The 11,638-nt window shown below is 30.2% G+C and carries 11 protein-coding genes and 1 pseudogene; 2 read left to right on the forward strand and 10 right to left on the reverse strand.

Features of this window, described 5'->3' with window-relative positions; all coding sequences use genetic code 11:
- Nucleotides 1–70: 70 nt before the first annotated feature.
- Nucleotides 71–772 (forward strand): annotated as a pseudogene (locus tag ACIY19_RS10250) (tyrosine-type recombinase/integrase); the annotation flags it as partial.
- A 358-nt stretch (nucleotides 773–1,130) separates the two neighbouring features.
- Here the strand turns inward: ACIY19_RS10250 and pezT are convergent.
- The 7 genes from pezT to ACIY19_RS10285 all read right to left on the reverse strand — a co-directional run bounded on the left by pezT (nucleotide 1,131) and on the right by ACIY19_RS10285 (nucleotide 5,155).
- On the reverse strand, nucleotides 1,131–1,901 hold the full coding sequence (gene pezT, locus ACIY19_RS10255) for a type II toxin-antitoxin system toxin PezT (protein WP_409003345.1): 771 nt from the start codon (nucleotides 1,899–1,901) through the stop codon (nucleotides 1,131–1,133).
- Nucleotides 1,901–2,377 carry a type II toxin-antitoxin system antitoxin PezA gene (pezA, locus tag ACIY19_RS10260; protein WP_000579623.1) on the reverse strand — a complete coding sequence of 159 codons (477 nt, stop codon included), beginning with the start codon at nucleotides 2,375–2,377 and terminating at the stop codon, nucleotides 1,901–1,903. Before pezA ends, pezT begins: the two co-directional genes overlap by 1 nt.
- A 67-nt stretch (nucleotides 2,378–2,444) precedes the next feature.
- Nucleotides 2,445–2,717 carry a hypothetical protein gene (locus ACIY19_RS10265; protein WP_409003346.1) on the reverse strand — a complete coding sequence of 91 codons (273 nt, stop codon included), beginning with the start codon at nucleotides 2,715–2,717 and terminating at the stop codon, nucleotides 2,445–2,447.
- A 37-nt stretch (nucleotides 2,718–2,754) separates the two neighbouring features.
- A complete protein-coding gene (locus tag ACIY19_RS10270; protein WP_076984632.1) occupies nucleotides 2,755–3,138 on the reverse strand; it encodes a DUF5945 family protein in 384 nt (127 codons plus the stop codon).
- On the reverse strand, nucleotides 3,135–3,368 hold the full coding sequence (locus tag ACIY19_RS10275; protein ID WP_076984633.1) for a DUF5965 family protein: 234 nt from the start codon (nucleotides 3,366–3,368) through the stop codon (nucleotides 3,135–3,137). The genes ACIY19_RS10270 and ACIY19_RS10275 overlap by 4 nt, the downstream gene beginning before the upstream one ends.
- A 50-nt stretch (nucleotides 3,369–3,418) precedes the next feature.
- Nucleotides 3,419–4,504: a toprim domain-containing protein gene (locus ACIY19_RS10280; protein ID WP_076984634.1), complete on the reverse strand. Its 1,086-nt coding sequence runs from the start codon at nucleotides 4,502–4,504 to the stop codon at nucleotides 3,419–3,421.
- Nucleotides 4,505–4,513: 9 nt separating this feature from the next.
- Nucleotides 4,514–5,155, reverse strand: a complete 642-nt coding sequence (locus ACIY19_RS10285) for a peptidylprolyl isomerase (RefSeq protein WP_076984635.1) — start codon at nucleotides 5,153–5,155, stop codon at nucleotides 4,514–4,516.
- A 1,173-nt stretch (nucleotides 5,156–6,328) separates the two neighbouring features.
- Between ACIY19_RS10285 and ACIY19_RS10290 the strand changes: the two genes are divergently transcribed.
- Complete coding sequence (locus tag ACIY19_RS10290; protein ID WP_076984636.1) at nucleotides 6,329–7,213, forward strand: helix-turn-helix domain-containing protein; 885 nt, start codon at nucleotides 6,329–6,331, stop codon at nucleotides 7,211–7,213.
- On the opposite strand, the gene ACIY19_RS10295 is transcribed toward ACIY19_RS10290, so the two are convergent.
- From ACIY19_RS10295 to ACIY19_RS10305, 3 genes are all read right to left on the reverse strand, one after another.
- Entirely contained in the window at nucleotides 7,176–8,339 is a 1,164-nt protein-coding gene (locus tag ACIY19_RS10295; protein ID WP_076984637.1) for a pitrilysin family protein, read from the reverse strand. The two genes, ACIY19_RS10290 and ACIY19_RS10295, sit on opposite strands and share 38 nt — an antisense overlap.
- Nucleotides 8,332–9,453, reverse strand: a complete 1,122-nt coding sequence (locus ACIY19_RS10300; RefSeq protein WP_049489279.1) for a ThiF family adenylyltransferase — start codon at nucleotides 9,451–9,453, stop codon at nucleotides 8,332–8,334. Before ACIY19_RS10300 ends, ACIY19_RS10295 begins: the two co-directional genes overlap by 8 nt.
- Nucleotides 9,454–9,714: 261 nt before the next feature.
- Nucleotides 9,715–11,298 (reverse strand): ABC transporter ATP-binding protein, encoded by a 1,584-nt coding sequence (locus ACIY19_RS10305; RefSeq protein ID WP_076984638.1) that lies wholly within the window; start codon nucleotides 11,296–11,298, stop codon nucleotides 9,715–9,717.
- Between the last annotated feature and the right edge of the window lie 340 nt (nucleotides 11,299–11,638).

Genomic DNA, 11,638 nt, shown 5'->3' on the forward strand with positions numbered 1-11,638 from the left:
AGAAAATACATCAATTTTGATAAGTAGAAATGGTAAAAACATTGTATAGCATTTTACACAGGAGTCTGGACTTGACTTGTTTTATAACTATCTAAAATACCAGAACATAATTGAAGAGAATCCCTTCAATCAATTGCGCTTTCAATTTAGAAATGAAAAAGTATTGCCTAAAACGATTCCGTATGACATTTTGAAAAGTATTTTTTCATATTTAGAGCAGAGAATAGTTCTATCTAAAACTGATTATCAAAAACAACACGCTGAAAGAAATCTACTAATTATTTCACTGTTACTTTCAACAGGCATTAGAATTTCTGAACTTTGCCACATTCATCTCAAAGACATTAATCTTTCCAATAAGACACTCCATATTATAGGAAAGGGTAAGAAAGAACGTATCCTATTTTTAGGAGATCAAAAAACATTCAATTTATTAGAAACATATATAAATAAAACAAGAAATGAATCCAATGATTTCTTGTTTCCAGGGAAACATTCACTTAAACCATTGTCAGAGCAAAGTGTACGTTTAATTTTAAAGAGAATAGTTGAACAAAACAGCTTATCTAGAACTATTACACCACATATGTTTAGACATAGCTTTGCAACAATGCTTCTAGATAATGATGTAGATATTCGATACATTCAACAAATTCTTGGACATAGTTCTATATCAATCACACAAATCTATACTCATGTATCTCATTCAAAACAAAAAGAAATACTTAGTTCTTTTAATCCCGTATCAGTAATTCATTCTGAAATCGAGTAAGAGACATTTCCAAAGTCTACAATTCACTTCATCTTAAATTAATTTTTGTAGTTCGACTTTAGTTAATAGATTTTATACTCAACAAAAGCAAAAACCATATAAAGCTTCACTTTGAATTAGCATTTATACTATATTCCGTATTAAGAACTCCATAATTGTTTTTCTAAAATACATCTTTCAAATATCCTTAAATATAATAAAAAGAGATAGGCAAAATCTCAATTCCTGAAGAAAATGGAGTAAATCTTCCCACAAGAAAACGCATAGTTTCAAGTTCTTCAACACCTGAGACTATGCGTTTTTCTGATTTTAAAGACTTTTTTCAATCCTAAATAGACTATATTATAAAATTTGTGTTCTAACAACCATTTCGATTAGTTAAATCTTTCAATCTTTCTTCTCCAGATTTAAGCATATCCTTCTCTACTTGACTCCACTCCCCAAACAGTAACTCTTGAAGAACATCTGCCGCTGAAGTTGTATTTTCTTTTGCATCATATACACAACCTCTATCTCGTTGGTAAATTTGAATTCTTTCAAAGATAGCTAGTTCTTCCAATTGTCGTGTATTATCAACTAGATGATTTACAATGAAATCATGATGTTCTTTTGGAGTTGCGCGTGCTTGATTTGGGTTAATAGCGTACAGTTCTTCGTATCGGATAAGGGTGCTCAGATAGGACAGCTTAGGCTTTGTCGCAATCAAGGCTAATTGTATTTCATATCCCCTACTTTTCAAGAGTTGTGCTGTTTTCTTTGGAACATCAATCGTTCGTAAAGTTCCCTCAATCAAAAGATTGTATCCCAAATGACTCAATTCTCTTACTAAAGACTCCACCATTTTTCCCGCAAAATCCTTGGTGTATTCAACACTATCTTTGCCATATCCTTGCTGCAGTTCTAAATAGTGTGGATGCTGAGAACGAAAACTATCGCCATCTATGATAACAATATTTCCTTGAAATTCTTTCTGTTTAATACGATGAATTGTAGTCTTACCGGCACCACTTTGCCCTCCGAGCAAAATCGCTATAGGTTGCTTACTGGACTTTTTTCCTCTTGTCAGTGAACGAAGATTCCGTGCTAGAGCATGTTTGAATTCACTGTCAGTATAATCTTGGATTTCCACTAGGCTACCATCCGTTTTTCAGATATCTCTAACATACGTTCAATTCCATCCAAATAGCCGCTATATCTCTCTATTTCATCAAAAGTTTCTACTAAATAGATATTCGTATGAATCAAGTCAGATAGATCATCACTCATTAAAATCCAAGGATTAGATTCATCATCAATGCTAATTCCCTGACTATCTTGATAACGATAGAGTCGAGATAAAAGATTAGCACCTCTTTCTTTCACAATTTCAATTTTTAAAGTCAATTCATAGTCTTCAACAGGATTGAGCATTTTATCTTCTCCTACAATATCGACATAAGATACATTAAACTTCTGACAAATGATGTCTATTAATTCGGTAGAGACTGAACTCGTTCCATTTTCATAACGACTCAAGCTATTTCGAGAAATTCCTATAATTCGGGCAAATTCGGGTTGTGTTAATTCATGTGTTTTACGTAAGGATTTTATGTTCTTTCCAATCATGGCAAACTCCTTTATTTTTATAATTCAATTATAGCATAAAAAAGCATAACGCACCAAAATTGGTGCGTTATTGACTGTTTTTCCTAAACCTCTCTAAATTCTTCTCCAATTGTTCCTTATGAAGTTGATTCTTAGCTTCCTTTAATGTGTCGTCCAAAGTTTCTTCTCTGTAAGTTGATTCTGTTTTTACTTGTTCTGATCCTTGATCTGGAGTGAAAATGATATCTAGCAGTCGGTCTATTTTTTCAAGATCTTGGGAAGACATATCAGATAGTCTATGAATCAGCTTTTTAAATATATCACTATTGTCGTGATTTTTCTTAAAAAATGTTGTAAACATCTATAACCTCTCAAAAAAAGCAGCCTATCAGGACTGCTTAGTGTAATTCGGAAATCGCATCATAAATTGACTGCAATTTCTTATTATCTTTATTCTTTGTGTCAATCAACGTATGTAGCTCTTCAATTTTCTTTTGACTGCTTTGAATATCGCTATTGTTATCCTCAATAAGTCTTTTAAGATGTTGCTGATAACTTGTAGTGATATCTGTCTCTTTTCCTGTTCTAACCTCTGTAACTTTGGGTTTAGAGCTAGGATTTGATTCCGTTACAGGTGCTTGTTTTCTCTTTTGAAAAGCTGCTTCATAATTTACATCATTACCTCCTTGATGATTTCCAAATAAGGCCGCAATTTTATCTGGATCTTCTTGATTTTCTGATTTACTTTCTAATGGTTGATTAAAATTCCAATCTTTTGTCATTCACTCATTTCATCCTTTCTAAATTCAGAATCATCGAATTGTCTTTCTTTACCAAAGGCATGGTCAAGAGCTTCTTCAAAACTCATGTGACTGATGCTGTGACGTCTTTTGAACGTCGCAAACATCGCTGTCTCCAGTTGCTCTTTGTAAGCAGCTAGTTTTTCTGTCTCTCTTGCTACCTTGCTTTCTTGCCTAGTGACCTTTTCTTCTAAGCGTTCAATTATGGTCATATACGATCCCCCTTCATACTAATTTTAGCTAGAACATCTTGATTTTGTTATCACAATTCTAAACATTTAGATGATTGTCTTACTAATGGATTTCCAAACATCTCTTTTGCAGTCTCAATCATAGATTGAAAATCTGATTTGTTTTCTCGAAGAATATCGTTCCAGTCTATTTTTTCTTTCCCAAATTCATTATTAGGTAAATCCAGTGAAACAGGCAATCCTTCTTGAGATAACTTATCAGAAAAATCTTTTCCTGCATCATCACAATCTACCGCAAGTGTCAATAAATCAGGATGATTATCGAAATAGGTAGTGGTATCACGAATTGTATTGATTAAGGGCAATAACTTTGAAGGTGTTACTGTATCTAAAAATTCCAACTTCTGATTTTCTTCAGTTATCAGTCGTAAAGTTTGATAAGCGACAACAGACCTTTTTAATCCCTCCATAGATACCAAACGAACATCAAATAGACTTTGTTGATGAAGTTCGTAATAGCTCATCAAGTCGATAAACGATTCACAAAAGACCAGTCTATTTGGTTTACCAATATCAAAGGATATTCCAACATGTCCATGGCTTCCTTTTAGAATCGTTTTTAACCTCTCTCTAGGAAGAGAGTGATTCTTATAAATCCCTTGTAAGCTTGCTGCCTGTAGTATGTGACGATGATCAAAGCTTTTAAAAACGATAACAGGTTCAACTGTTTCATTTGTTTTCCAACTAGCTTGTGCTATCAAACCTTGTTGGATCATCTTTTGTATGATTTCTTCTGAGATTCCTCTACATTCTGTTAAATAATATCTAGCCAGACTGCAGTTAGAGTCCTCTACTCTCTTTAAAGGATAATAAAATGGTCTCTCTCTTTTTTCTTGAACAGCTTCTTTTTGAAAAGGTTCTTTAGAAAGAAAGGCTAGAGCTTCTTTAAAGGAAATTCCCTTAACAATTCGAACAAAATCAATGACATCACCTTGAATATCTCTTGAAAACCATTTAAAAGTATTGGTAGTTGAAAAAATCCGAAATGAATCGTGTTCAGAATGCTCATAGACACTGCTCGAAACTTGTTTAAAGGAGATACCTAAACGATTGGCTACATCAAGAATTGAAATTTGCTTACATTCCTCTATATTCATAAAACATCATCATTTTGTCGTAGTATTTGGCAGTGATGGAACAGATGAAGATTCTTCTAAAGTTTTAGGAGTGGCCTTATCCAAATCATCCAACCCAGATTTCCAAACCTGCACTTGATTGACCAATAACTTACCTGGTAGTTTCGAATAAGACAACTTAACCGTTCTGGTTTCTGTCTGACTGGTCTTTGATTGGTTGGCATTCTTTAAATCAGATACATAGGTTACATTATAAGAGACCATGGCAATGGCTTGATTCGTAGTCTGATTGACAAAGATATCAGCTTTTTCAAAATGATAATCCAAAATATAGTCCTTATAAACTTGGTTCATGGCATCATTTTGACTTGACAATTCTTGAGAATAAGCTGATTCAGTCATATAAGGTTGAATACGTGTATTATTTTCCCCTAGTTTTTCTTTCGTATAGTACTGTGTCAAAAATTCTTTTACAGTATCTGATGACAAAATACTTGCTTTATCTTCTGCTTGTTTGTCCTCTACAAGTTTAGATGCAGCCAATTCGATTTCTTTGCGACTTTGTTTAGCAGTAGAATGTTGGCCAGCAGTATATCCCATCATGAGAATAAAGCTAGTTGCGGCTACTGCTCCAACACTAATTAAGGCTTTAGTTTTGACTTTATTTAACATCTTAGACCTTCTTTCTATAAAAACTAGGTCAAGAATAACAAAAAGAACTTGTAAGTTTTATCACATCACAACGAAAGGTAATTCCTACATTTCAGGCGCAAAATCGTACAGTTCAGAGAAAAAAATAAAACTAGCTGTCTTTGGAGTATAATAGACTTATTGGAAAAAAATAAAATGCATACTGTACTATGCTATACTATAGTTAAGAAAACTATTTACAAAAGATCATGCAACTAACTTCTGAGAACTTTAAATTATTTATTAGTGTAAAAAAGGACACCTTCCCAACAAAGATATCCTGTCTAAATAAAGCTTATAAAGCCAAACACTATAAAGGAGGACGTCCAAAAACGCTAAGTCTATAAAAACAGTTGATGCTAAACTTGCGTTATTTATTCTATTGACCAACTCTACGTCTCCTAGCTTTTGATTTTGGTCTTGGATTAGCGACAGTCACCGAACGATAATATTGGTAGAAGATACTCTTCGTTCTTCAGGTCTATTTGCCTTAGACAACTTAAAAGCAGCAAGTGTCACTATAGCTATTGATGTCATAGAAAGTCCTATTTCAACGTCCTAAAAGAAACCAAAGTAAAATTATTCAGGAAAAAAGAGACACACCATGAAGACACAAATCATACTCGATTTAACACCACTTCATGCCTGCTAATTAGTTTTTTAAGAAGGTCATACACATGATTTTACTCTTTTTAAGAAAGGATAGGTCAAGTTTGCCAGAGCAATCACTTGATTTTCTGTATTTGGATTATTTATGCATTATGAATATTCATAATATAACCTTCATTCCTGCTAAAAATTCTAAAAAGCATCTATTGACTGAAGAGGATAAGAAGTTTAATAGAGATACTTGTAATACGTATTAAAATTGAGCATTTTAATGCTAAGTATAAAACTTTTCAATTTATAGAATCATCAACTATGAGTTAAAATAATTTTCGAACAAAGGCTGTCCAAAAACTTGATATAATGCGTTTTATTGTGGGAATATTCATTTCATTTTCTCCTGAAATTGAGTTTTTACCCAAACTCATTAATGTTATTGATATAATCCAATAATAATGATAATATCAAATAGTAATAAAAAAATTTGATAGTATTTTTTCATAATCTGTCACGCTTTCTAATGATTTTTTATGGTAAATGGAGATAAATATGATTATAGGTGAAACTTATAGAAAAATACGAGAAGGAAAAGGTATTTCTATTTCTTCATTAGCAGGTGCAGAAATTTCAAAGTCTCAAATATCTAGATTTGAATTAGGAGAGACAGAAATCTCATTTTTTAAATTATTATATCTACTTGAAAAAATAGGTGTAACACTAGAAGAGTTTTTGCTTTCATGTAATGATTACCAGCCTTCAGACTTCAATACCTTGATACGCTTAGTTCAACAGGCTGCATACAATCAAGAAATCAAATCATTACTTAATATGGTAAGCAAAGAGATGGAACTGTTTAGAGAAACCAAATCTCATTATCATAAGTTAAACGCTATTTTCATTGAAAGTATTATCTATGGAATTGATAATACTCATCAATTGAGTAATCAAGACACCTCTTATCTTACTAATTATTTATTTTCTGTTGAAAACTGGGGATATTACGAAATTCTTATTCTTGGAAATTGTTGTCGAGCAATATTACCAAATTTATTATTTAGATATGCCAAAGAGGCGCTTAAAAAAGGAAAGTTGTATAGTTCTATACCTAGAAATAAACAAGCTCTCGTTCAATTACTTCTTAATTCACTTCTTATTATGATTGAAAACAGCTTATATGAGGAAGCTTTATTTTTAGAACAAGCTACTAAGAATATATTATCTAATTCCACAGATTTTTTTGAACAAACTATTCTTTTGTATTTAGAAGGATTTTTTGAACTTAAATTTCATCATAATCAAAAATCAATTTTAAAAATAGAAGATGCTTTAAAAATTTTTGAATTATTCAATAAAACATTATACAAAAATTATAAAGAATACTACAAAAAAAATATTATCAATTTATTACAATGTGGTAATTCCTATTTTGAATAATTGCTTTTTTTGAAAAACTTTTTAATTCATCTAAAGAAATCAATTCCAGCTCTTCAGCAATACTATCCCAACTTGGAATATCAAATAATTTTTCTCTACAAATTGTTTTTAAATATTCATTTTTATTAACTTCACAATTTATGTACAATTCATTGATTACTCTTTTTTTAGCCTTATAAAATAATATTTCATCAGATAAATCGGATTCATTAACAAGATTGTTCTCCAGTGTTTTAATCAATTTTTTCTTATAGATTGTAGGTGTTATAGTTACTATTTTTAGTAAAGTCATATTACTATAAAATATTGGGTATGATACAATATTATATATCCATTGCTTTTGTGTCCTTAACTTATGGCCTAATAATGAATCTTTAATACCAGTTAACATCGAGTTTAAGATACTTAACATTGCCATTTCATGAGATGATGCTACCATACCAGATATATCTAGATACATAGAAATTTCAGAAAGTTCTTGTTGCTTATCTAATTCCGTTAAACCAGTTGAAAAAGCCGGAAAGTTAATTTCTACAGATGATTCACTTAAAGGTAACATATTTTCAATACTTATGATTTCACTTTGTAGAAAACTTGGACCAGCAATAGCAATCTGGAATTCTCCTGCTTGAATATTTTTTATATAAAATTTATATATAGTTTCTAAACTAACATACTCAATATTACCTCTAGTACCAATAATATCTATTGACCAAGAACTATTTTTAAAAATTACTCGATTATCATTAATAGATTTCTTACTATTTTCATACTGATTTAATTCAATTAAGACTATTTTCTTTTCCCTCAATAGTTCATCTTCAGTAATGGAAAGATTGAAAATCCTACTTATCAGTATTTTAAAAATTTTATTGAAATCTTCAGCTAGACAGTAACCACTTAAATTAATATAATCTCTAGATGTCTCTCCTTTAATAGCTGCACCATTCATATCAAACAATTCATTTAGTGATTGTTCATTCCCTGCTCGTATTAGTAAATGTTCAATAAGATGTGAAAATCCTAATTCATTTACTTGCTCAATACTAGTACCTGCAACAAACATCAATGAAAAATATGCAAATTTACTTGCTTGATTTTTTTTAAATATAATTCTCTTATTCATCAATTTTTAGAATCTCCCAGAGTTTACTTTTATTGAAATCATGACCACATGTAGGACAATGAGATTGCTTAGAGAAGTGCTTGAATTCATCTTCCCTAAAACTATAAAAATCAAATCTAAATAAAGTATTCCAAACATTACTATTTTTCTCTGTTACACAATCTAACCATTTCTTCACAACCCATGATGACAATAATAGAATATTAGTTAAAATATTTGCAGTTATTAATTTTCCATCATAGTTTGAAAATTTTTTAACTAAATTTTGAAAGTTATCACTATCTTGTTCATAAAGTAAACAATCAACACAGCCTATATTTTGAATATTAGGATTACAAAATAAGAGTTTACCTGCGCTACGTTGGCTAAAACAGTATATACTAGGGATATTAAATAAATAGCATGCTCTATTTACTAATCTTTGTGCTATATAAGGAGGTTCATCCATACAACAAAATACCCAGTCACTTTCAGAAATTTCTTTTTTTACAGCATCAACAGTGCTCATTTTTAATTTTCTTTTTGTGACTACACACTGATAATTACGTTTTAGAATACAATCTTTTACACAGTCAACTTTATATTTACCAATATCGTTAAAGGTAAACATAGATTGCCTATTTATATTATTTTCTTTAACAATATCATCATCGACTAAATGAAGTCGCCCTACCCCTAATTGGGCTAATTGTAATGCGATATGAGAACCACCGGCTCCACATCCTAGTATGGTAACTTTTAAATTACTCAATTTTTCAAGTAATTTAATCCCGCCAATACCTTCACTAGAATAATAAGTTTCTAGTGATTCATTAATTAAATAGTGATCAATTTGATTTACAGGTCTATCTAATATTTCTAATAAATTACGATCAGAAAATTTAGATATATATTTTTCTATAATATTTTCGGATATATCATATTTTTTTCTTAATAAATCTTTAATTTCTTCAAAGCTATTAATTCCATTGCAACAAGAAATTAAATCTGACCAAAAATCTGAGTATCCTGTAATTTCTAATACATCAACATCGTCAGCTCCAATTCTTAATCTGTCGTTCTTCCATTGGTAAACGATTCTATCCTGGTTCCATTTTGGGAAATAATTATCCATTTTATATCCTCAACTATTTGATAAAAGCATGCAAGATTAACATGCATGCTTCTGTTATACACGAGAAGTCGATTAATATTATTGACTTCTTTTTTATTAATACAAACTAATTTAAACTCTCTTTTTAAGAGTTTAAATTAACTAAATCTAAAATTATCTTAGATAAAGTACCAATTAGTTGTATCTTCTTCACGAATTTCTTCAAATTCTAACTCCAAAATGTTGAAATCTTCCATAATCATGATCATCACCTCCTTTCTATTATAAAACAATAATCTGATCAAACTCTTCCAATATTTCTGGATTTTGATCATGAGTAATGACAATAACAATTGCATCTTTAATGGATAGAATGTAATCCATTATTTCTTTTGCTTTTATTGGATCAAGGTTACTTGTAGGTTCGTCAAATATATAAACTGAATATGTTTTGACTAAAAACCTAGCTAAATCAATTCGTTGCTTTTCTCCTTCTGAAATGATTTGGTTTGATTGAGCTAGGTTTTTACGAAGAAAGTCTTCATTAAAACCTAAGGATTTTCTTAATTTTTCAGTTAAATGAAGGTTTCTAGCCAATTTGATATTCTCTAGAATATTGCCTTCAATAAGAAAGTCATTTTTTTGCACAAACGCAATATCTTTATATAACTCGTCTGAGGGAATATCAATATTCTGTTTTCCGTTGATTTTTATTTCTCCATCATAAAGATTTTTGGGATAATAATTTAGTATTAATTTTACTAAAGTTGTTTTCCCAGCTCCTGAAGCACCTATAATTGCATAGCGCTTGCCTTTTTTAAATTCATAGGAAAAATGATCAAATAATATTTTATTTTCAATTTCATAATGTAATTGGCTAATAGAAATGGTCGAAATGTTATCACAATCAATTGTACTTGTTTTATGGGAAGTTCCATGATTTGTCTCATATAGATTTTCTTGGATATTATCAATAATGGACTTGCTACTGCTGATTAAATTTTTATTGTAAAGAATAGATTGTAATGGAGCAAAAACACCGTTCAATAATTGAATACTTGCTACTAGTAATCCAATAGTCAGTAAGTTATTTCTTACAAAAAAGATACCAGCGACCATACAGGATAGTTGAGAGCCAAAACTTAGTAAAATTCCAGTAGTTGAAGCTAAGTCTTTTAAGAATTGATATGTTTTTCTGGACTCTTCAAATTCTAAACTGATTCCCTGAATTTTTTCTTGGGTCCAGCTTTGAATATTTAATAACTTAATTTGTTCAAAACCATTAATAAAGTTTGTCATTTTTGACAAATAGTGATTATTTTGTAGAGAATAATTATTTGTTGATTTAGTCATTAACTTTCCAGGAATTTGTGATAGGAAAACCGTTATACTCGACAATAAAAGGAAGACTAATGCTAATCGCCATTCTATATAAATAATAGCAACCACACTCATGATAAGGCTCCCTAAATTTGCAATTAGAGAGATTTTAGGGATTAATAAATTTTCTTGAATAAGGTCACTGTTTTTGGTGATATTATTTAAGAAATCTGAATGGTTACGGTTGTCAATTTGGTTAAATTCACGCGATAAATAATGTAATAAGAGACGCCTTTTTAGATCTAAAATAACTTTTTTTACATATTCGTTTTTAAGATAGGAATAGGAAGAAGAAATCAAGAACCACAGTAAAATCGAACCTACAGAAATAGTGATATGAAAGAGTAATCCACTATTTGAATTAGATATACTATCAAGTATTCTTCCTAATTGCAGAGAGAAGAATGTCATTAAAAGAGCACTTGTCAAACTTAATAAAATAATCAAGAAATATAGTAATTTATATTGTTTCATAATCTGGTTCATATCTTACTCCTTAAGTAACTCTGATGAGAATATTATAATCCAAATATGAAAATCAGAAACAAACTTCCCGTATTTGGGACGCAATGAATAGTTTACACTAAATATAAAAAAATTATAAAATAATTATTTTTTAAAATAAGAGGAGAACTCATATTTTTATTTAACAATGAATATATCACACTAAACCAGATAGAATATACAAGTTAATTTGTACCGAAATTACTATATATTATAAGAAAAATAGAAACTCTAAAGCATTCTGTGATAAAGTCCGTATAATTGTGTAAAAGTAAAAAGGCCATATAACAGTCCTTTTACGGTACAATGTTTTTAACGACAA

Origin of the sequence: Streptococcus sp. ST14 (assembly GCF_046098195.1) — a bacterium.
GTDB lineage: Bacteria > Bacillota > Bacilli > Lactobacillales > Streptococcaceae > Streptococcus.